Here is a 21,519-nt window from a genome sequence, read left to right as displayed (position 1 = left end):
TGATAAAGAGGTTCACACGGTAAAAAGGCGGGAAGGCGCTGTCGAGTTGGCCCAGATCAGGGCAAATAGCACGCCAGTCGGGCTGCGGCGGAGGAGGGGAAGTGAAGAAGGGGGCAGTGCGTCACAGCGCGGGCGGACGGCTGGCACACTTCTCTCGCATCAGGGTGCGATGAGTGGCTTGCCCGGGCAGCGGAAGGGAGGAAAACGTTCCGTCGGACTTTAACGCGGGATGTGGGAATTGTGAGCTGCTTCACCAAACAATGAGACAGCCAGACCGATCAGGTCGGGTGTAGGCCAGTCCCTGGCCTGAAACACGCCTCAATGGCGATGATGGGACTGAAAACTCAGGGGGGAATTGACGGGAAGGTTGGAAATCTTGGAGTGCCAGGCTGAATTTCTCGAGTTGTCGTGGGAGAACAACAGGAACGACCAGCTGACGAGGAGCGAGGCCACCGCAAGCCAGGGCAGCTGGGCTTGGGCGAAGACGAGGCAACCGGCAACGCCGGTCCAAACGGGCAGGTAGTAGCGCATTTTTGTTATTCCTGCTTTTTTTGCGAGATTGCAACCTAACTATTGTGCAGACTTTGTGAGAAGTCCATCACCAAAAGGTATTTTTTACACTCGTCAGCTCAGATTCCGACAAACGTGCAGGATAGAGCGGCTGTAGGCCTATGCCGGGCAGGGTTTTTCCGCGCTCAACAGCAGATTCCGGGGTGTCAGGCTGGCCGGACAGAAGGTCCCCAACGTCACACTGTAACCTTGTTCCTGTAGGAACAGCGCCTGGTCCAGCACCAGCCAGAGTTCCAGCGGACGGCGGAACAGGCCGCGCAGCAGTTCGAGATTACGAACTTCTGCCAGCCGCTGGAAGCCCCGGCGTTCCCACAGCGGCCAGTCGATCGTCGCGGGAAGCTTTAGCGCCTTGCGCCGCGCCAGCTCCGCACCGAACGCCGAGAAGGGCTGGCGCAGCCAGTGGCTGGGTAGCGGCGGCGTATTGAGATAGACGTCGCGCCCACTGAGTTCGCGTTGCAGGAGATCGAATCCCAGGCGTCGCGCCATGGACAGGTCCCTGTCCCGCCGCACCCGCTGCCCGCCGGTGACGGTTTCGCAGAGCGCCAGGCGCAGGGCTTCGCGGTCCAGGCGTAGCGCCGAGGCCTGCGCCGCAGTGGACAACGGGTCATACACCTCGGCAGAGATGCGGTCATAGCAGCAGGGCGCCAGGGCCAGTTGCTGACAGCCGCGCGCTGCCGTCACCTTGATCAGCCGGGTGTGCAGGTCGCCGCAGGCGTGCAGGGCGACGGGCGTGTCGCGACTGCCGAGCTGGTCGCCTGCCAGCGGTTGGAGCACATCGGCCTGATAATGGTGCACCGGGGCCCGGCCCCGGTGGCTGAGCCTTTCGCCCTCCTCGACCAGGGCCGCGTCGAACTCCAGGCAGACGGCTGGCGCACCCTGATGGGTCAGGTGCCTGGCCAGGTGGCCCTTGCCCGCGCACCAGTCGACCCAGCGCTGCACCGGTTGCCGGAAGTCCAGTTTGCGACTGAAGGCTTCGATCTGCAGCCACTTGCGCCCCGGCACGTCGACGTCTTGCCTGCCGGACAAGGTGCGGCCAGGAGCGTCTGGGTAGGCGTGGACCTGGCTGAGCGCCAGCGAGGTCTCTGCCAGGGAGCGGAAGGGCTCAGGTGCAGCCAGCAGCTGAGGGGTATTATGGGCGGCCTCGGCTTCCTCCAGACTGCGGGCCCGCAGCCAGCGGGCCAGCTCCGCATGGCTCGATTCCCAGGCCAGCTCCCGTTCGACGAAGGGTCTGGGTCGCCACAGGTGCTGATGGCGGGTTAGAAAGAGATCCAGGGCGGTGAAGCGTTCGAGGAAAGCAGCGGCGAGCATGATGGCATTATGCAGTGACGGGATTGGCAGGAAGGCAAGGCCTGGCCACTATTGTCACTTTGCCCGGGCATGCTTGGGTATCGAAATTTCCCGCGCCTGGCCAGGTGGCTGGCTGCGCTGCCGATCCGCATTCATTTGACGTTCGACGCGGGGCCTGCGGCTCTCGAAGAGCGAGGCCAGGCGACGACCGTGGGTCAGTTGGATGAATCGATTTATCTCAAAGCCGGACATCCGGTCGTGTGACCAGTACTTGTCGCGCTAACATTGTCTGTTCGGTATCTCCCAGAAGGAAAATCCTATGAAGCCAACCTCCCCGCACAAGCTGCGTCTAGCGTTCAGAGCCCTGCTCAAATCGGACAGCTGCTATCACACGGCGTCCGTCTTCGATCCCATGTCGGCGCGCATCGCCAACGACCTGGGTTTCGAAATGGGCATCCTCGGCGGGTCGGTGGCTTCCCTGCAGGTGTTGGCCGCGCCGGACTTCGCCCTGATCACCCTCAGCGAGTTCGTCGAGCAGGCCACGCGCATCGGGCGGGTCGCCCGGCTGCCCATCATTGCCGACGCCGATCACGGCTACGGCAATGCGCTGAACGTGATGCGCACCATCACCGAACTCGAACGCGCCGGGGTGGCTGCCCTGACCATCGAGGACACCGTGCTGCCGGCCGGCTATGGTCGCAAGTCCACGGATCTGGTGAGCGTCGAAGAAGGCATCGGCAAGATCAAGGGTGCGCTGGAAGCCCGTATCGACGAGGCCCTGAGCATCTTCGCCCGCACCAACGCCACCGAATTGAGCACCGAGGAAGTCATCTCCCGCACCAAGGCCTACGAGGCCGCGGGTGCGGACGGTATCTGCATGGTCGGCATTCGCGATTTCGCTCATCTGGAAGAGATCACCCAGCACCTGAGCGTGCCGGTAATGCTGGTGACCTACGGCAATCCCCAGTTGCGCGACAACGCCCGCCTGGCCAAGGCCGGGGTCCGGGTGGTGGTGAACGGGCATGCGGCCTACTTCGCGGCGATCAAGGCGACCTACGACTGCCTCAGAGAGCAGCGCGACATCACCGCGTCCGACCTGTCCGCGTCCGAACTCTCCACCAAGTACTCGACCCTGCAGGAGTATCGAGTCTGGGCGCGGGAATTCATGGACGTGAAGGAGTAACCATCAGGCGGTGCTCAGCGAACTCGGTTGCAGAGCCTTGCTGGGAAAGGGTGTCACGATCTCCAGATCCAGATCGGCGGGCAGATGCAGCGCAGCGACCCGGGCCTCGACAAAGGCGCGCATTTCCTGACGGAAGCGCTTGGTGGCGAAGCGCTCGGCATTCTGCCGGCACGCCTGCTGGCTGATCGGCGTTTCCAGGGCCTCGAACTGGCGCACGGCGGCGCATAGCGAGGCAGCGGTCTGCTCCGGATAGAAGACGCCGGTGGGGTGTTGCGCATCGAGGCCGCGCACGGTTTCCAGGACGCCACCCCGGCCATAGGCGATGACGGGGGTACCGCAGGCCTGGGCTTCGATGGGGGTGATGCCGAAATCTTCCTCGGCGGCAAAGACGAAGGCCCGCGCTCTGCGCATGTGGTCGAGCAGGCAGTCGAAGTCCTGGTAACCGAGCAGGGTGACGTTGGGGCCGGCGACTTCCTTGGCCTTCTCGAATTCGGGGCCGGCGCCGATCACCACCAGCTTCTTGTCGGGCATCGAGCTGAAGGCCTCGACGATCATGGGCATGCGCTTGTAGGGCACCATGCGCGACGCCGTGAGATAGAAGTCCTCCTTGCCGCCGCTGGGGGTGAAGCGACTGATGTCGACCGGCGGATAGATGACCTTGGCTTCGCGGCGATAGGCCTTGCTGATGCGCCGGGCGATGAAGTGGGAGTTGGCGACGAAGGCGTCCACGCCGGCGGCGGTGCGCTGATCCCAGATGCGCACGTAGTGCAGGATGACGCGCGCCAGCTTGCCCTTGAGGCCGCGGTCGAGACCGGCTTCCTTGAGGTACTGGTGCTGCAGGTCCCAGGCGTAGCGGATGGGCGAGTGGACATAGCTGATGTGCAGCTGGTCCGGACCGGTCAGGACGCCCTTGGCCACCGCATGGCTGCTGGAGATGATCAGATCGTAGCCGGACAGGTCGAGTTGCTCGATGGCGTGCGGCATCAGCGGCAGATAGGTCTGATAGCGCTTCTTGGCCTGGGGCAGGCGCTGGATGAAGGTGGTGGTCGCCTGCTTGCCTTGCAGCTGCGCCCGATCCTCGTCCGAGAGGAAGTCGATCACGCTGAACAGGTCGGCCTCCGGCCAGATGTCGAGCAGTTCGGCGAGCACGCGTTCGGCGCCAGCAAAGGTTACCAACCAATCGTGAACGATGGCGATTTTCATGTCGTCTTCCTTAAGCGTGAAATGAAATCAAGTGCTGGTGCTGAATCATGGAGTGCGGGTCTTTCTGGTCACTGCATATCCCCAGGGCAGCCGGGTAATCTCGATCTCGTCCGAAGCGCTGTCGAGTTCATGCAACTTGATGGTTGGGCTTGGTGCAAAGACGGCGTCTGTTGCAGGCGTTTCGAAACATTCGGCGTTTTCCGGGCGCTCCACGGTCTCTGCCGCGGTGGCGTCCGAGCTGCTGTGCAGCCGGTGGCAATCAGCGACCTGAAGGACGCGCCCGGACACACTCGAGTCGTCGAGCGTCAGGGGTACAGAGGAACGGCTCTGGCCTGCCATGGCGTTGCTTGTCTCTTCCATGAGTTCTTGATCGCTGAATTGTTGTTGTGGGGTCGTTTCAGGCGGCTCTGGCCGTGGCCTTCGTGGTTGTCGCCAGGGCGCTGTCCAGCAGGTCGGAGACCTTTCTCGCCGAGGTCTGCCAGTTGAAGCGCTGGATGTTGGCCAGGCCCTTGGCGCGAAGCGCCTCCCTGAGCGGTGCGTCCTGGAGAATGGTGCGCATCGCCTGGGTGATGCTGGCCGTCTCGTAGGGATCGAAGTAGAGGACGCTGTCCTGCAGCACTTCCGGCATGGAGGCGGTGTTGGCCGAGATCACCGGGCAGCCGCAGGCCTGGGCTTCGAGGGGCGGGATGCCGAACCCCTCGTAGAGCGACGGAAAGACGAAGGCGGTGGCCTGGCGATACTGGCGTGCCAGTTCGGCATCGTCGATGCGGCCGAGCAGCTTGACCCGCGAATCCCGGGCGGCCAGGGTCGCCAGGTCGTTCTGACCGAACACGGCGTGGCTGTCGCCGACGATGCGCAACTCGACCTTCAGATCCCGCGGCAGGGCGGCGAAGGCCTCCAGCATCCGCGAGAAATTCTTGTGGTAGCTGGGCGAGGACACTGCCAGCAGATAGGGGGTGTCGGCGCGATCGATCCGCGGCTCCAGGGTGAAGGCGTCGGCGACGGCGTTGGGCACCACCGTGATCGAGTCGCTCGGATAGCGATAGAAGCGCGAGATCTCGTCCCGGGAGAATTCACTCACGGTGATCAGGGCATTCGAGCGCTTGAGCAGCATGGGGATCAGGCAGCGGTACGAGGTGCGGAATTTCCACGAATAGCTCTCGGGAAAGCGCACGTAGTTGATGTCGTGATGGGTGGCGATCTGGTTGGTGTAGAGCAGTGGCGCCGTGCTGCACAGCGACAGCAGCAGGGGGCTGCCCTGGCTCTTCAGCCAGTTCGGCAGATCCCATTGCTCCCAGCGCTGCCCCTGGCGGGTGCCGATGACTTCGATGCCCAGCCGTTTGGCCACCTCGGGCCTGACGGCGCCGGGCGGTGCGACGAAGCGCAGGTCGGATCTCAGCTTCGCCAGCTCCAGCGAGATGCATTCCGCGAAGCGCTGAACGCCGCGAAGATCCTGGGTGATGAAGCGGGAATTGACGATGATCATGATTCTGCCCGTTGCCGTGACCTGGGGTGGATCAGTTGGAAAGCTGTGTGTGAGGTACGAGAAGCGGCTTGGTGGAGCCGTGTTGCGCCTTGCCCAGGACGTCCTCGAAGAGCGCCTGGTACTGGTCGAGCATGGTGTCCATGCTCAGCAGATCGGCCACCGCGGTGCGGCTCAGCAGACTCAGGCGCTGGCGCAGCTCGGTATCGTCATGCAGGCACTGCAGGGCGCGGCCCAGGGAGTCGCGGTCGTCGGGGTTGCAGAGCAGCCCGTTGACGCCGTCGCGGACGATCTCCGGCAGACCGCCCATTCGGCTGGCGATGACCGGCTTCTGGAAGGCACAGGCCTCGACGGCAACCATGCCGAAGGGCTCGGCCCACAGCGACGGCGCGACGAAGACATCGATGTTTCGGTAGAAGGCTTCGGGCTTCTGATAACCGACTAAGCTGACCTTTTGCGGATCGGCCATGGCCTTGAGCTGGGCTTCGTAGTCCAGCTGGCCCTTGCCGGCGATGGTCAGGGTCGCGTTGAGCGACAGCCGCTGGAACTGCTCGATCAGCCAGCCCACACCCTTGTTTTCCGACAGGGTGCCCATGTAGCCGAAGCGGACGACGCCGTCCGGACTGGGGGTCGCGGTCTCGGCATTGCTGCCGGCGATCAGGCTGGCGTTGTGGATGACCTGGCGCGGAACGCCGCTGAAGTAGCCCTTGTTCACGATGGTATCCAGCAGGTACCGGCTGACGCCGACGACGGCATCCACCTTGGCGGACTGCTCGGCATGGGGCCGGCGCAGGGCCGCGCAGCTGCCACAGAGTTTCTGGCAGCTCTGGCCCTTCTTGAACAGGGTGTTCTTCGGGCACAGCAGGTACATGTCGTGCAGCACCTGCACGATGGGCACGCCGCTGGCGCGGATCTCGTCCCAGGCCGCGACCGACCAGCCGGACAGGTTGTGGCATACCACCAGGTCCGGCTTTTCCTGTTGCAGCACCTGGCGCAGGGGCGCCCGCATCGCGCTGTTGTACTGGTCGCGAAAGTGCCAGCCGAAGCGCGCCAGCGGACCGGGGCGCTGCTGGGTCAGGGGCCAGTAGAAATTCTTCAGCCCGGCGCGATAGACGCGAACGTCGTTCACCGTCTCCTGCCGCACACCCTGCTCGGGACCGGTCACCAGCACGGCCACGTCGTGACCGCGCTGCTGGAAGCCTTCCACGCTGCGTTGCAGGATGAGCTCCGCACCACCGCCCACATGGGGCGGATAGAAGCTGTTGAGAAAGAGCAGTTTCATAGCGGATAGCTGCGGTTTATCCCCAGCGCGCCGGTTTCGCCGTCCTGGACCGCCTGCCGGATCAGCGCCAGGCGCTGACGGCTCTTGTCGTCACGGGCGAACAGCTTGAGCAGGGTGTGGAAGACATAGCGGTTGAGGCTGTACATCGGCCGGGAGCTGGCCCAGACGTTCTTGTCGAACCAGGCCTGGTTGCGCGCGGCGTAGTAGGCGCGGAAGTCCGAGCCGGCCTGCAGATAGTTCTGGTAGACGTTGCTGGTGCCTTCCTTGATGTTCCAGGAATGCTCCAGTTCTTCGAGTTCCGCCTCGGTGACCATGAACAGCTTTCCGCCGGCCTGGGTGATGCGGTAGGTGTACTCGGTGTCGTCGGAATAGAGCACCAGCTCGCGCAGGGGCAGGCCGATGCGCTCATAGAGGCTGCGGTGGGCGAGCATGCCGCCATAGGGGGCGAAGGGCAGCTCGACCAGGGCTTCCGGCTGGCCACCGCGCGGACGGCCCCAGGGCAGGCGGCGCCAGATCTTGTAGGGGATGCGGGCCACGTGGAAGCCGAAGTAGCTCGAACGTGGCTGGGTGATCATCTTGGTCGGGATGCACTGGGCGATGTCGGCCTGCTGGGTCGGCCGGTAGCCGAGCACGGCGACCTTGTCGTGGCCATGGGCGGCGCCGAGTTCGCCGAGGCGCCGGTGCAGGACGTCGAGGGCATCGCCCAGGGGGGCGTTGTCGTCGTCCATCATCCAGATATGGGTGGTGTCGGTGGCCAGGGCCGCTTCCAGGGCTACGGCGTAACCGTTGGCGGAACCGGTGTTCTCGCTCAGGGCGATCACCTTGACCTGACCGGGCCAGCGGGCTTCGAGGCTATCCAGCGACACCGTCGCCGCATTGCTCACCACGATGACCTGGTGAATGGTGCGCTCGGCCAGGGCGCGGGTGACGAGCTGCTCCAGGTAGCAGAGGCGATTGCCGTAGGTGACGGTAACGACCGTGGTTTTGCATTGCATGAAGAGACTCTCCAAAGGGCCTTGGGTACTGGGTCAGGCGCGCAGCCGTTGGCTGACGGGGGCCGCTGCCGACAATTGATCGAGAGCGACGCTGACCCGCTGTTCGCGTTGCAGGATGCGCAGCAGGATGATGGCCCGCTCGTTGCCATCGGCACTCAGGAACACGGCGTCCATTTCCAGCTCCTGGCTGTATTGCACCCGCACGGCCGCGCCGGGCTGGTGGGCGGGTGCAGGCTCCGCCAGGGCGGCGAGCCGCTGACGGATATCGTCGATGATGGCTTCGCTCACCGCCGTCGGCTGGGTGCCGAAGCTGACGATGCGATTGACGCCGCGCGTCGAGCGGATGGGGTACCAGTTGTCGTTCACGTCATTGAGCTGGATGAACAGGTACCCCGGGAACAGCGATTCGCTGCCGGCCGCGCGACTTCTGCCGGACGCCTTGCGCTCGCGCTGGGGCCGGAAGCAGACATAGCCCTGTCTGCTCAGGTTTTCTTCGGCGCGGACCTCCTGATTGGGCTTGGTCTGCACCAGGTACCAGTGACCGGCGGGATGGGCGAGCGTCATGGGCGAGTTCCTTCTCTTGGGGCTATCGGTCGCGACGGAGCGGCGTATCAGGTACGGGGGCCGTATTCGTAGTAGCCGTAGACGCCATCGTCTTCCATGGACGTCGAGGCCTTGCGCTGCACGCCGTTGAGGATGGCGCCCTTGATGGTGATGCCGTTCTGGGCGAAGCGACGACGGGAGTTCTCCACCGCCTTGAGGGTGCTCTGGCCGAAACGGGTGACCAGCAGGGTGGTGCCGGCGAGGCGACCCACCAGGGCGGCATCGGTCACCGCCAGGATCGGCGGGGTATCGATGATCACCAGGTCGTAGAGGCCGCCCACTTCGTCCAGCAGACGGGAGAAGTTGGCGTGCATCAGCAGCTCCGAGGGATTCGGCGCGGCCTGACCACAGCTGATGATGTCCAGTTGGGCGATACCGCTCGGCACGATGGCTTCACGCAGCTTGCTGCGACCGGTCAGCAGCTCGGACAGGCCGGCTTGCGGCTGCAGGCCGAACACGCGGTGCAGATAGCCCTTGCGCATGTCGGCGTCGATCAGCAGCACGCGCTGACCCGACTGGGCGACCACCGCGGCGAGGTTGCTGGAGACGAAGGACTTGCCGACGCCCGGGGTCGGGCTGGAAATCATGATCACCCGGTTCTTGGCTTCCAGCATGGCGAAGTGCAGGCTGGATCTCAGGCTGCGCAGGGATTCCACCGCCAGGTTGGCCGGCTGCACCACGCTCAGCAGATTGGGTTCGCCGGTACGGGTCTTCTTCTTCAGGCGACGGTTCAGGCGCTCCTGGTCCTTGGTGAAGGGCAGGGTGGAATAGACCGGCAGGCCGATCTGCTCGACGGTGTCCGGATTCTCGATGCCCTTCTGGAAGGCCTGGCGGACGAAGACCACCACCACCGAGGTCACCAGACCCAGCAGCAGCGACAGGATCAGCGCGATCTTGCGGTTGGTGGCCGGCTCGTCGAGGTTGACGTCGGCGTTGTCGACCAGGCGCACGTTGCCGATGGTGCCGGCACGGATGATGTCCTGTTCCTGGGCCTGGTTGAGCAGCAGCTGATAGGTCTGGTTGGTGACCTTCATGTCGCGGTTCAGGCGCAGCAGCTCCTGCTGGGTGCTCGGCAGGGCCTCCACCTTGCGCTGCAGGCTGCGTTTTTCCACTTCCAGCTGGGCGAGCTGGTTCAGCAGGGTCTTGTAGCTGGGGTGATCGCGGGTATAGAGGCGATCGTATTCGGCCTGCTTGAGCTTGAGCTGGGAAATGGAGGTGTCGAGGGTGACGATCTTGTCCAGGACCGCCTTGGTTTCCAGGCTGATGTCCACGGAGCGGCTGTTGGTCTGGTAGTTGTTCAGGGCCGCTTCGGCGCTTTCCAGGTCCTTGCGCACCGCCGGCAGCTGGCCACGGAGGAAGTCCAGGCGTTGGGCGGCTTCGGCTGAGCTGCGCTCGACGTTCTGCAGCACGTACAGGCGGCTGATCTCGGACAGGACGCTCTTGGCGAGGTCAGGATTCTCGTCGGCCAGGGACAGGTAGATGATCCCCGACTCCTTGCCCGCTTCGCTGGTCTTGATGCGGTTCTGATAGAGCTGCGCGGTGGTGATGACGCGGTTGCGGGTCACCTTGAATTCGGTACCGGGACGCGCGGTCAGGGTCTTGATCTGCATGCGGTAGCCGTTACCGCTGGCCATCTGGCCGACCTGGCCGTCGAGCAGGGGCTGCTTGTCCTTGTCCAGCAGGCGGTAGCGACCGTTTCTGCCGGCCACCACGGTCAGGGTTTCGCCATACATGTCGTCCGGGACGTCGAACTGGAAGACGTCGATCTGCTCGCCGCCCCAGGCGAAGCCGCGCAGCTGCGACCAGCTGTCCGCCAGCTGACCCGGCTTCTCGGCTTCGTAGTGACGCCACAGGTAGTGGCCGATCAGCGGGAAGAAACGCGGCTTGGCCTCGATGTCCAGGCGCAGGTTCTCCACAGTCTTGGTCAGCACCGCGCGCGACTTCAGCAGCTCGATCTCGGCTACCGCCGGCGAGGCGGAGTTGGGTCGCACCACGGTCTCGGCGACCGCCGTGAGCGCGTTCTTCTTGGGTTCGATCTGGATCATCGCCCCGGCGACGTATTGCGGAGTCGACAGCACGGCATAGGTGATGCCCACGGCCAGAAAACCCGCGGTGATGCCTGCGATCAGCTTCTTGTGATCAAGAAGCGTGAGGGCCATCGTCTTGAGGTCCAGATGTTGTTCTTCGTGTTGTTCGAACGAAGAGCGCTGCATGACGGTCATTGGGGTCCCTTCCTTTTAGCTGGATACAGCGCAGCCGGAAAACTGCTCTGCGTAAGTTCAGTAGGTGACGCGCTTGGGGGCGAAGCGTCGGCCGATGTTGAGGGTGATGTTGCTTACCGCCCGCAGGAGCGCCTTGACCTTCTGCGTCGGCGGAATCGAGGACAGCGAAAGACTCAGGACCTGGCGCAGGAAGAACACGTGCAGGTCGCGCTCGCCCAGCCGGTAGTAGTAGTTGGCCAGGCAGTACTGGGTGTGGAGATCCATCTGCAGGCGCTTCTGGCTGGCGCGCATGGAAAAGATCCCGCCCTCGTGCACGCGGTAGGCGGCGGGGCGGATCTCGTCCATGAACTTGCCCTTGCCGTGGGCACCCAGCAGCGACCACCAGACGATGTCCATGAGCGCGGCGGTTTCCAGCTCCGGCGGCAGTTCGCGCAGGACGTTGCGGAAGCAGGCGGTCAGGGTCGACAGCGGCAGGGCCTTCTTCAGGTCGGTTTCGCTGCGATCGTAGTGATCCTGGCCATTGAACCGCTGCGGATTGACGATCCCCGTGCTGTTGAAGGCATAGGACGCGTGGAAGGTCAGGGCGTAGTCCCGGTTGTTCTCCAGGAAGTCCACCTGCAGCTGCAGCTTGCGCGGATCGTTCCAGTAGTCGTCGCCTTCGCAGTAGGCGATGTAGTCGCCGCGGGCGTGCTGGAACACCGGCATGCCATAGGGCTTGCCCTGGCTGTACTGGTTTTCCTTTTGCAGGATCAGGCGGATCAGCCGGGGGTAGCGGCGCTCGTAGTCCTGGAGGATTTCCCGGGTGCCATCGGTCGAGGCGTCGTCGTTGACGATGATCTCGAAGGGGAAATCGGTCTGCTGGCGCAGGAAGCCGTCGATGGCCTGGCCGATGTAGTCACGATGGTTGAAGGTCAGGCAGACGATGCTGGCGACCGGCCGACTGCAATTCGTCGGCCAGTGCTTCATGATCTCTGCTTCGGTCCGAGCGTCCATGTCAGATACCTGCTTTGTAGAGTTGGGAAAACAGGCGCGAGCGGGTCTGTTTCGGAGAACAGAGCACGTAGCTCAGCGCCATCAGCACCAGGGTCAGGCCACCGCCCAGGGCGAGGGTGGCCAGGATGGAGAACCGCTCCTGCGGTTGAATCTCTTGGTACAGCAGCTTGCTCAGGCCCACGCCGATGGCGGTCACCACCACGGCCACCAGCAGATCCTGGTTCCAGTAGCGCTGCAGATTCGGCGCGAAGCGGCCGTGGACGATCATCGGCCAGATCACGAAGGGGATCAGGCGCATGAAGAACCAGGCCAGCGCTGCGCCATAGGCGCCGTAGTGCAGGACCACCAGGATCACGATGGGCACCGAGATGGCCGCCGATACCAGGCTGTACCAGACGTGCAGGCGCAACTTGCCGTAGGCGTACTGCAGGTAGAACTGGAACTGGCTGAGGGCGAGCAGCGCCGAGCCCAGGGCGTACCAGAACAGGATCGGCTCGCTCCAGTGGGCGGAGACCTTGTCGCCGGTCCAGGCAAAGACCAGCGCCTCGCCATGGAAGGCCACCATGGCCGCCAGCGGCAGCAGGATGGCGAAGGCGAAGCGCGCCGCGTTGCGATAGAGCCGTTCCAGTTCGAGCGGCTTGTCCTGGGACACCAGCACCGTCATGCGTGGCAACAGCGCCTGCACCAGCGGATTGGTCAGGGTCACGATGCCGGTGGAGATCAGCGCTACCAGGCTGAAGTAGCCGTACTCGGCCAGGGGCAGCACCTTGGACAGCACCAGCTTGTCGAGCTGGGTCAGGGCGATCCACAGGATCGAGGTAAAGGACATGCTCAGGGCGAAGGGCACGATGGGCTTGACCCGCTGCCAGTCGAAGCCGCTCCACCAGGTGGGGTTGGGCAGCAGCCGATAGGCCTTGAGCGCATAGACCAGCATCTCGAACACGGCGACGAAGGCCTGGAACACAAAGAAGTCCAGTGGCTCCTGGGAAATCCACATCACCAGGACCAGGCCGCCGAAGTAGCGCACGGTGGCGATCAGCACGTTGACCATGTTCAGCCAGCCGTGCAGCTCGACCCCCTGGACGCCGCTCTTGTACAGGGTCGACAGCAGGCGGAAGGCGATCATCAGCCCCATCAGGCCGATGCAGTGGGCCACGGTTTCCGTGGGCAGGCCCTGGACGTTGAGCCAGTGCCCCGCCATCCACTCCGAATTCAGCTCGATGGCGACGAAGGCCAGGGTGGCCAGGGGGATGAAGATGAACTCCAGCGAACGCAGCAGCTGGCCGCGGGTACGCCCCGCGCCGGTCTGACCGCGGCCGTGGGCGACGTCGCGGACCAGCGAGGCGGAAATGCCGACGTCGAGGAGTTGCAGCCAGGTCTGCAGCACGGCGAAGAAGCCGATCAGACCATAGGTTTCGGCACCCAGATGACCGAGATACATCGGCTGGATCAAGATGCCGATCAGCAGCGCATAGGCTTGGCCGGCATAGTTGATCAGGGTGTTGCGCAACACCGACACTTTCGCGGGACTGGTCATGGGAGATAGCGGGCCAGGGTCAGGTTAGAACAGGAGAGGAGTCGCCGGGAAAATCCCAGCTCGGCAGCAGCTGTGCCGGGGTGATGAGTGCCCGCAAGGATTCCATGCTGGTCTTTTTCTGCTGCGCCAGGAGCAGGGTGTCGATCAGCAGGTCCTGGGTCGCCTGCGGCAGGTCCGGATAGAGCGGCACGCAGAGGATGCGGTGACTCAGCTTGCGCGAGACCGGCTTGATCGCCTGGGGCTGCAGGTAATCCAGGGTTTCCAGCGACGGATAGAAGTAGCGGCGCGGATTGATGCCGACGGCGTTCAGCGCCTTCTTGGTATCCAGCAGACTCGGCTCGTCGCGCAGGGCCACCGGGAAGTAGCTGTAGTTCAGCTGGGTCCCGTAGGTGGGGCGCTGCAGGTCGAAGGCGCCCTGCAGGCTTCTTTCATAGTGCTGACCGATGACGGCGCGGCGGGCCAGGATGTCTTCCAGCTCGTCGAGGATGCACAGCCCCATGGCCGCGGAGACCTCGTTGAGCTTGGCGTTGATGCCGACGCCCTCGATGCGCTCGGCATCGACGATGCCGAAGTTGATCATGCGGCGAACGCGCTCGGCGAGTTCGTCGTCTTCGGTGATGATCGCGCCGCCTTCGATGGTGTGGAACAGCTTGGTGGCGTGGAAGCTGACGGTGGTGATGTCGCCCCACTGCAGTACCGAGCGGCCTTCGAACAGGGTGCCGAAGGCATGGGCGCCGTCGTAGACGACCTTCAGGCCGTGGCGCTGGGCGACCTGCTGCAGGCCGCGGACGTCGCAGGGATTGCCGAACACGTGGGTGGCGACGATGGCCGAGGTGTCAGGCTCGATGGCGGCCTCGACGTTGGCCGGATCCAGGTTCCAGGTTTCCGGGTGGATGTCGGCGAACACCGGCCGGATCCCTTCCCAGTGCAGGGTGCTGGTGGTGGCGACAAAGCTGAACGGCGTGGTGATGGCACTGCCGGTCAGGCCCAGGGCGCGATAGGCGACCTGCAGGGCCAGGGTACCGTTGTTGACCAGGATGATGTTTCTGACGCCCAGATAGTCGCGCAGGCGTTCTTCGAGCTGAGCGTGCAGAGGGCCCTGGTTGGTGATCCAGTTGTTGGCGTAGATCTTGTCGATATACGCCTTGAAGCGTTCCTTATCGCCAAGGTAGGGCTTGGTCACATTGATCATGATCCGGTACCTGCTTATCGAGTCCTTGATACGTGTCGGTTCGGTCAAGCGTGCTCGGCGACTGGGCTAGCCGGTTGCCGGAAGGAGGCGCCGGGCTTGTCCAGGCGCTCCAGAACCGACTCCAGGGCCTCGCGACTGGCATCGTTGTGGAACTGCCAGACCCCGTAGATGCGTCCGGAAAAGGACGCTTCGCTTCCCAGGCGGGGATCCACCGCCAATCCCGAGCCCAGGCCGAACAGGTGCAGGCCCTTGAGGCGCTGGCCGTGCTGGTCCAGCGGACTGCCGGCGGCGTCGGAGTCCAGGCCGCCGCGCAGGGTGCGCAGGGTCAGCGGCCGGCCGTCCTGGCAGCGCAGCTCGGGCACTATGGGTTGGTAACCCATGCCCTGGACCAGCAGGGCGGCGCTGTCGAACAGCGTCTGGGCGCTGGCGAGCTGGTCGGCGCTGCCATCCAGCTGCAGCGTCCTGACCTTGACCGGGGTGCCGCCGATGCCCTGACCGGCAAGGACCTGGCGACCGATCTCGTGGGCGCGGTAGCGCAGTCCGCCGGAACGGTTGACCCGCTTGGAAATGGGGCAGATGTCCTGGATCGGGTCGAAGTCGTAGCCGGCGGCCAGGGCTTCGGCGGCGGTCTCGTAGAACAGCCGGATCGGCGAGCGATGGACCAGGGTCAGCTCGCGCAGACCATCGTGGTGCAGGGCGCTGGCCAGGTTGTCCAGGGCGGAAAAGGCACTGTGGGAGCCGCCGACCACGCAGATCGGGCCGCCATCCTTGAGGCGCGCCCGATAGCGCTGGCGCAGGGCCTCGGGTTGCAGGCGCAGTAGATTGTCGGAGCTGTCGATCGAGGCGCTCTGGGGCAGCTGCAGGCCCATGGCCTGGATGCTTTCCTCGAAGCTGTGGCGGGTCTGCTGGCCACCCAGGTTGAGGACCAGGCTGGAGGTGCGCACGCGGCGGATGGCACCGGCCTGTTCCAGCCAGACGACATAGCTCGAGCCTTCGCAGGTGACTTCGGTGATGCGGGTCTGGCGCCAGGTGGGGATGCCGTATTGGCGTTCGAGCCAGGGCAGGACCAGGCCGGCGGCCTGCTGGAAGAGCTGGCCGACGATGGGCAGCGCCGGCGCTTCCTGGGAATTCAGCTTGAGGTGGCGAAAGGTCGGCGAGGCCTGCAGCGGGGCCAGGATGGGCGCCAGCAGGGGATCGCGCAGGCAGTCCAGAAAGACGTCGCTGACCGAGTTGGCGATGATCTGATAGTCACCCAGCTTGCCGGCGCCGAGTTCGGTCCCAGCATCGACGATGATGGTGCCGGCCTGGGCCAGTTGCTCCAGGGCGCCACGCTTGATGGCATTGAACAGGAATCCCAGGCCCGCCGGACCGGCGCCGCCAATTAGACATCCTAATGTCGATTCCGATAGATCATTCCTTGCCATCGGGGCATCCTCTCTGTGCGCAATCAGGGCGCAATTAACGTGGTAGAAACTGGCTTTCGCAGTGCCCGGCAGTCAGCAAGAAATTCAAGAGATCGTTTTAATCTTTATTGATTGAGTGACCGTCTGATGAACGTCGGTCAGTACCGGTGCCAGCCATTGCCGGTAATTAATTCGAAAGTATCGGCGCCGGGTGTACAGCAACTTGCTCACGGCCATCTGCCGAAGACTTTTCGATCTTTACCCGATGATTCCGGCCACACTGCGTGCCGCCTTAAGGGTGCTGAAGTTCGTTTGGCTGGGCAGCCACTCGCCCGCCTGTTGCAGGCAAGACTGAAGTGGCATGAGCGAAAAGAGTTAAGTCCAGTTCAGGTGACATCCATGTAGTCCTGCAGGTGCTCGCTGGCACGGTGATCGTCCCCTGCTGTCCAGTGCCTGGGCATGGCTACCGCACAGGTTTGCCGTGTCTTGGGTGGTAACCGGTCCGGTCGGGACATGGCTACCGCACGGGTTTGCACCTGGACGGGATGAACAGAGGGTTATTTACCGATATCAAGACCCGACAACGCAGAAAACAGGAACTTGAAAAGCCATCGGCGAGACGCAGAGGAGGGGGAGGTAATGCTGTCTTCCCTGACCTGTACGGCAGCAGGTTCAGCGCGCAATCCCAGCGCTACTTCGAACCTGGGGCAATGATTGTCAAAAGGGTTTGGACTGTCAACGCGAGGTCCGAACGGCAAATCCGGCCAGCGAGACGGCTATTAATGCCGTTGATCCGGGTGAATCGGCGGCCAAATGAGGTGTGCTTGGCAAAAAAACGGCCGAGGCCGAAGCTTTTGGTGAAGGGAGTCGCAAAGCCTCTGCCAGGCAAGGCAATAAATGTGACGAATATTTTGGCGATTGGTTAACAGAACCCAGGGGTCTAGTAGACGGCTGGCGAGCGGAAATAAATCAGCTTTTCGCTATTTAGTATTGCTAATGTTTTCCACCGGCTTACCAGCCTGCCAGGACGGCGGGAAGCTCGCTCAAGCTGCGGACCTCCGCATCCGGTTGGCCAGGCCCCTGCCAGGGATGCTGCAGGGGATTGAACCAGACGGCGCGAATGCCGGCGCGCTGGGCGCCCTGGACGTCATCCACGGGGTTATCGCCCACGTGCACGGTGGCTTCGGCGGGAATGCCGGTGAGGCGCAGCGCTTCGCGAAAGGGCGTGGGATCGGGTTTGCCGACGCCCAGCTGCTCGGCATTCAGGGCGAAGCGGAAATAGTCGGCCAGGCCGATGGTCTGGACGTCCGCATTGCCATTGGTCAGCACCCCCAGGGTGTAGCGATCGGCCAGTTGCTCCAGGGTGGGATGGACGTCGTCGAACAGGGTGACCTGCTGGCGGGCGGCCAGATAGACCGCGAAGCCGGCTTCGGCCAGCTGCGCCGCCTCGGGTTCGCCGTAGCCGGCATCGAGCAGCGCCTGATGGATCACCCGGCGGCGCAGCTCGCTGACGCGGTGCTTGAGACCGGCGTCCTCTTGCAGCAGGCGATCGCGAATCGCCCAGAGGTGCTCGACCGGCACGCTGCCCAGCCGCGGCGCGGAGGCGGCGAACCAGTCACGCAGCAGGGCTTCGGCGGAGTGGATGACCGGGGCGATTTCCCAGAGGGTGTCGTCGAGGTCGAAGGTCACGAGGCGAATCGTCATCGGCTGGCCTTGCGCTTGGCGCGGGGGTGCGCCTTGTCATAGACCTCGGCGAGCTGGCCGAAGTCCAGGTGGGTGTAGATCTGGGTAGTGGCGATGTCGGCGTGGCCGAGCAGCTCCTGGACCGCGCGCAGATCGCCGGAGGCACTGAGCATGTGGCTGGCGAAGCTGTGCCTGAGCATGTGCGGATGCAGGTGCTGGCCCAGCTCGCGCACGCCGGCCTCGCGCACCCGCAGCTGCACCGCGCGGGGCGTCAGGCGCAGACCGCGCTGGCCGATGAACAGGGCGTCGTCACGCGGTGCGGCCTGGAGCCGGACCTTGAGCCAGGTCTCCAGGGCGTCGCGGGCCTTGCTGCCGATGGGCAGCACCCGCTCCTTGTTGCCCTTGCCGCGTACCTGGACCAGGCCCTGGGCCAGGTCCACATCCGCCAGGTCCAGCCCCACCAGCTCGGACAGCCGCAGCCCGGAGCTGTAGAACAGCTCCAGCAGGGCCTGGTCGCGCAGGGCGAGGAAGTCGTCCTCCACGGCGCCGTCGAGCAACTGCATGGAGCGGTCGACATCGAGCACCTTGGGCAGGGCCTTCTGCGCCTTGGGCGGCGAGAGGCCGTGGGCCGGGTCCTGGCTGCAGTGGCCTTCGCGGATCAGATAGAGATAGAAGCCGCGGCAGGCCGACAGCAGCCGCGCCAGGCTGCGACTGGAAGCGCCGGCCCGGTGCAGCTGGGCGATCAGGGCGCGCAGGCGCCGACTGTCCAGGCCGCCCCAGTCGCCCAGGCCTTCGGCTTCGGCGAAGCTCAGCAGCTTGCGCAGGTCGCGCCGGTAGCCGTCGAGGGTGTGGGGCGAAACCTGGCGTTCCAGGCGCAGATGATCGAGATAGGCATCGAGCTGGACCTGCATGCTCCGCTCCCGGGCTCAGCGCACCGTACGCAAGGGGACGGGAAAGCGCGGCAGGACCCGCGCCAGGACTTCCGCCACATGGCTGAGGAACAGGGTGCCCAGGCTGCTGCGATAGTGCTGGGGATCGGGGCTGCCGATCGCCAGGACGCCATGCAGGCCCTGGTGGGAGAGGGCGGCGACGGCGGCGGAGCCGACCTCTTCCTTGGCCGAATCACCGAACAGGAAAGCCAGTTCGTGGGCGCGCAGGACGCCGCTGGTGGTCTTCTCGCCGCCCAGCAGGCCACCGATCACCTTTTGCGCCTCGGCGGGGGTGACGCTGCGGCCGACCGGCAGGGGATGCTCGTGGAACAGGATGAGGCCGACGTAGGGCACCTTGAATTCATGACGCAGGCTGTCTTCGACGGTGCCTATCACCTCTTCCAGGCTGTTGGCGTCGAGCAGGCCGATGATCAGCCGGCGGGTCTTGTCGAACAGCCGGTCGTTGTCCCGCGCCACGTCCATCAGGTGGGTCAGGCGATGGCGCATCTCGCCGTTGCGATCGCGCAAGAGACCGAGTTGCCGCTCGACCAGGGAGATGGCGGTACCCCGCTGATGGGGCACGCGCATCTCCGCCAGCAGCTCTTCGCGATCGGCGAAGAAGTGCGGATGGTCCAGCAGCCAGTCGGCGACCTGGTCCGCGGTCAGTTCGGGGGTGTCGCTCATACTCTTACCTGGCCTTCGTAGACACGGGTGGCCGGACCGGTCATGAGCACCGATTGACCGACGCCATCCCACTCGATGTTGAGCAGGCCGCCCGGCAATTCGATGCTCACCGGCGATTTCAGCCAGCCCTGGCGGATACCGGCTACCGCAGCGGCGCAGGCACCGGTGCCGCAGGCGCGGGTTTCGCCGACACCGCGTTCCCAGACCCGCAGGCGGGCGCGCTGGGCGTCGATGACCTGCAGGAAACCGATATTGGCCTTTTGCGGAAAGCGCGGATGGCACTCCAGCTTGGGCCCGAGGGTCAGCACCGGCGCCTGGTCGACGTCGGCGACCCGCAGCACACCATGGGGATTGCCCATGGAGACCACCGCCAGCTCGACCGTCTCGCCCTCGACCTGGACGGCATGACTCAGGGTCTCCGTCTCGGCGATGAAGGGGATCTCGGCCGCCTGCAGGCGCGGCGCGCCCATGTCGACGCGGACCTGGCCGTCGCCCTTGAGCAGCAGCTCGATGATGCCGCCCTTGGTCTCGACGCGGATCTGCTTCTTGACCGTCAGGCGCTTGTCGAAGACGAAGCGGGCGAAGCAGCGGGCACCGTTGCCGCACTGTTCGACCTCGGAGCCATCGGCGTTGAAGATGCGATAGCGAAAGTCCACGTCCGGGGTGCTGGGGGTCTCGACGATCAGCAGCTGATCGAAGCCGATGCCGGTCTTGCGGTCACCCCACAGACGGACGTGCTTGGGCTGGATGTGCGCGTGCTGGCTGATCAGGTCGAGGACCATGAAGTCGTTGCCCAGACCGTGCATCTTGGTGAAGCGCAGTTGCATGGAACTCCCCTCAGGCCGGCAGCCGGCTCTCGCCCGCGAAGAGTTCTTCCAGCGTCTCGCGCCGACGGACCAGGTGCGCCTGGTCGCCATCCACCATCACCTCGGCGGCACGGCCACGGGTGTTGTAGTTGGAACTCATGGTGAAGCCATAGGCCCCGGCGGAGCGGATGGCCAGCAGATCGCCTTCGGCCAGCACCAGCTCGCGGTCCTTGGCGAGGAAGTCGCCGGTCTCGCAGATGGGGCCGACCAGGTCGTAGCGGCGGGCATCGCCCTGGCGCGCGGTCACCGGCTCCACCGCCATCCAGGCCTGGTACAGCGCCGGACGGATCAGGTCGTTCATCGCCGCATCGACGATGGCGAAGTCCTTGTGGGCGGTGTGCTTGAGGTACTCCACGCGGGTCAGCAGGACACCGGCGTTGGCCACGATGAAGCGGCCGGGTTCGAACACCAGGGTCAGGTTGCGCCCGGCGATGCGCTCGCGGATGGCCTGGATGTAGTCGCCGGCCAGCGGCGGCTGCTCGTCGCGATAGCGCACGCCCAGGCCGCCACCGAGGTCCAGATGGCGCAGGACGATACCGCGCTCGGCGAGGCGGTCGATCAGCGCCAGCAGGCGGTCGAGGGCGTCGAGGAAGGGCGGCAGGGTGGTGAGTTGGGAGCCGATGTGGCAGTCCACTCCGAGGATGTCCAGGTTGGGCAGTTCGGCGGCGCGGGCGTAGACCGCCTCGGCGTCGGCGATGTCGATGCCGAACTTGTTTTCCTTGAGGCCGGTAGAGATGTAGGGATGGGTACCGGCGTCGACGTCGGGATTGACCCGCAGCGAGATCGGCGCGACCACACCCAGCTCCGCGGCCACCTGTTGCAGCCGTTCCAGCTCGTCGGTGGATTCGACGTTGAAGCAGTGCACGCCCACTTCCAGGGCACGGCGCATGTCGTCACGGGTCTTGCCGACCCCGGAGAACACCACCCGGTGCGGATCGCCACCGGCGGCCAGGACGCGCTCCAGTTCACCACGGGAAACGATGTCGAAGCCGGCGCCGAGACGGGCCAGGACGTTGAGCACGCCGAGGTTGGAGTTGGCCTTGACGGCAAAGCAGACCAGATGCGGCAGACCGGCCAGCGCATCGGTATAGGCGCGGTACTGGCCCTCGATGTGCGCTCGCGAGTAGACGTAGGCGGGGGTGCCGAATTCCTGCGCCACGGCGCTCAGGGCTACCCCTTCCGCATGCAGTTCACCTGCACGGACAGCGAAGACTTCCATGGTGGCTCCTTAGAACACGTCGTGGCGGTGTTCTTTGGCGGCTTTCTGGTCGTCGGGCAGGTACAGCGGGCCTTTCTGACCGCAGCCGGCCAGCAGGCAGGCGCAGGCGATGAAGAGAAGAGACAGGCGCTTCATGACGCTAAACCTTTATTCAGGCGAATATTGCCCGGAGTATAACGGGGTTG

General features: G+C 64.6%; 20 protein-coding genes. 1 reads left to right on the top strand and 19 read right to left on the bottom strand.

Annotated features, from left to right (window positions below):
- Positions 1-318: 318 nt before the first annotated feature.
- Positions 319-531 (bottom strand): hypothetical protein, encoded by a 213-nt coding sequence (locus DBY63_RS07030; RefSeq protein ID WP_027598151.1) that lies wholly within the window; start codon positions 529-531, stop codon positions 319-321.
- Positions 532-669: 138 nt separating this feature from the next.
- Positions 670-1,878 (bottom strand): methyltransferase, encoded by a 1,209-nt coding sequence (locus tag DBY63_RS07025; RefSeq protein WP_108581539.1) that lies wholly within the window; start codon positions 1,876-1,878, stop codon positions 670-672.
- A 298-nt stretch (positions 1,879-2,176) separates the two neighbouring features.
- Here DBY63_RS07025 and DBY63_RS07020 point away from each other — a divergent pair, with 298 nt between their 5' ends.
- On the top strand, positions 2,177-3,040 hold the full coding sequence (locus tag DBY63_RS07020) for an oxaloacetate decarboxylase (protein ID WP_027598153.1): 864 nt from the start codon (positions 2,177-2,179) through the stop codon (positions 3,038-3,040).
- A gap of 3 nt (positions 3,041-3,043) precedes the next feature.
- On the opposite strand, the gene DBY63_RS07015 is transcribed toward DBY63_RS07020, so the two are convergent.
- The 17 genes from DBY63_RS07015 to DBY63_RS06935 all read right to left on the bottom strand — a co-directional run bounded on the left by DBY63_RS07015 (position 3,044) and on the right by DBY63_RS06935 (position 21,469).
- Complete coding sequence (locus tag DBY63_RS07015) at positions 3,044-4,243, bottom strand: glycosyltransferase family 4 protein (RefSeq protein ID WP_027598154.1); 1,200 nt, start codon at positions 4,241-4,243, stop codon at positions 3,044-3,046.
- 45 nt (positions 4,244-4,288) lie between these two features.
- Positions 4,289-4,603, bottom strand: a complete 315-nt coding sequence (locus DBY63_RS07010; RefSeq protein WP_037006539.1) for a hypothetical protein — start codon at positions 4,601-4,603, stop codon at positions 4,289-4,291.
- 37 nt (positions 4,604-4,640) lie between these two features.
- Entirely contained in the window at positions 4,641-5,729 is a 1,089-nt protein-coding gene (locus tag DBY63_RS07005) for a glycosyltransferase family 1 protein (RefSeq protein ID WP_108581538.1), read from the bottom strand.
- A gap of 31 nt (positions 5,730-5,760) precedes the next feature.
- On the bottom strand, positions 5,761-7,008 hold the full coding sequence (locus DBY63_RS07000) for a glycosyltransferase family 4 protein (protein WP_108581537.1): 1,248 nt from the start codon (positions 7,006-7,008) through the stop codon (positions 5,761-5,763).
- Positions 7,005-8,003: a glycosyltransferase gene (locus tag DBY63_RS06995; protein WP_027598158.1), complete on the bottom strand. Its 999-nt coding sequence runs from the start codon at positions 8,001-8,003 to the stop codon at positions 7,005-7,007. Before DBY63_RS06995 ends, DBY63_RS07000 begins: the two co-directional genes overlap by 4 nt.
- A 33-nt stretch (positions 8,004-8,036) precedes the next feature.
- The gene (gene rfaH, locus DBY63_RS06990; protein ID WP_044341124.1) at positions 8,037-8,567 is read right to left on the bottom strand and encodes a transcription/translation regulatory transformer protein RfaH; all 531 of its coding nucleotides are present in this window, start codon (positions 8,565-8,567) and stop codon (positions 8,037-8,039) included.
- A gap of 47 nt (positions 8,568-8,614) precedes the next feature.
- A complete protein-coding gene (locus DBY63_RS06985; protein ID WP_108581536.1) occupies positions 8,615-10,828 on the bottom strand; it encodes a polysaccharide biosynthesis tyrosine autokinase in 2,214 nt (737 codons plus the stop codon).
- 57 nt (positions 10,829-10,885) lie between these two features.
- Entirely contained in the window at positions 10,886-11,821 is a 936-nt protein-coding gene (locus DBY63_RS06980) for a glycosyltransferase (protein ID WP_007161387.1), read from the bottom strand.
- A 1-nt stretch (position 11,822) separates the two neighbouring features.
- Positions 11,823-13,358: an oligosaccharide flippase family protein gene (locus DBY63_RS06975; RefSeq protein WP_108581535.1), complete on the bottom strand. Its 1,536-nt coding sequence runs from the start codon at positions 13,356-13,358 to the stop codon at positions 11,823-11,825.
- A 19-nt stretch (positions 13,359-13,377) separates the two neighbouring features.
- Complete coding sequence (locus DBY63_RS06970) at positions 13,378-14,550, bottom strand: DegT/DnrJ/EryC1/StrS family aminotransferase (protein ID WP_042135276.1); 1,173 nt, start codon at positions 14,548-14,550, stop codon at positions 13,378-13,380.
- A 44-nt stretch (positions 14,551-14,594) separates the two neighbouring features.
- Positions 14,595-15,974 carry a hypothetical protein gene (locus DBY63_RS06965; RefSeq protein WP_027598161.1) on the bottom strand — a complete coding sequence of 460 codons (1,380 nt, stop codon included), beginning with the start codon at positions 15,972-15,974 and terminating at the stop codon, positions 14,595-14,597.
- Positions 15,975-16,964: 990 nt separating this feature from the next.
- Positions 16,965-17,657, bottom strand: coding sequence for an HAD-IA family hydrolase (locus DBY63_RS06960; protein WP_042135278.1), 693 nt, complete (start codon positions 17,655-17,657; stop codon positions 16,965-16,967).
- Positions 17,654-18,547, bottom strand: a complete 894-nt coding sequence (gene xerC, locus DBY63_RS06955) for a tyrosine recombinase XerC (protein WP_007161382.1) — start codon at positions 18,545-18,547, stop codon at positions 17,654-17,656. Before xerC ends, DBY63_RS06960 begins: the two co-directional genes overlap by 4 nt.
- A gap of 15 nt (positions 18,548-18,562) precedes the next feature.
- Positions 18,563-19,249, bottom strand: a complete 687-nt coding sequence (locus DBY63_RS06950; protein WP_007161381.1) for a DUF484 family protein — start codon at positions 19,247-19,249, stop codon at positions 18,563-18,565.
- Positions 19,246-20,076, bottom strand: coding sequence for a diaminopimelate epimerase (gene dapF / locus DBY63_RS06945; protein WP_007161380.1), 831 nt, complete (start codon positions 20,074-20,076; stop codon positions 19,246-19,248). Before dapF ends, DBY63_RS06950 begins: the two co-directional genes overlap by 4 nt.
- 10 nt (positions 20,077-20,086) lie before the next feature.
- Entirely contained in the window at positions 20,087-21,334 is a 1,248-nt protein-coding gene (lysA, locus tag DBY63_RS06940; RefSeq protein WP_027600344.1) for a diaminopimelate decarboxylase, read from the bottom strand.
- A gap of 9 nt (positions 21,335-21,343) precedes the next feature.
- The gene (locus DBY63_RS06935; RefSeq protein ID WP_007161378.1) at positions 21,344-21,469 is read right to left on the bottom strand and encodes a lipoprotein; all 126 of its coding nucleotides are present in this window, start codon (positions 21,467-21,469) and stop codon (positions 21,344-21,346) included.
- Positions 21,470-21,519: the final 50 nt, after the last annotated feature.

The sequence above is a fragment of the Pseudomonas sp. RIT411 genome, from assembly GCF_003057735.2.
Taxonomy (GTDB): Bacteria; Pseudomonadota; Gammaproteobacteria; order Pseudomonadales; family Pseudomonadaceae; genus Chryseomonas; species Chryseomonas oryzihabitans.
Note: the sequence above shows the minus strand (reverse complement) of the source record. Positions and strands in the feature narration are given on the sequence as shown.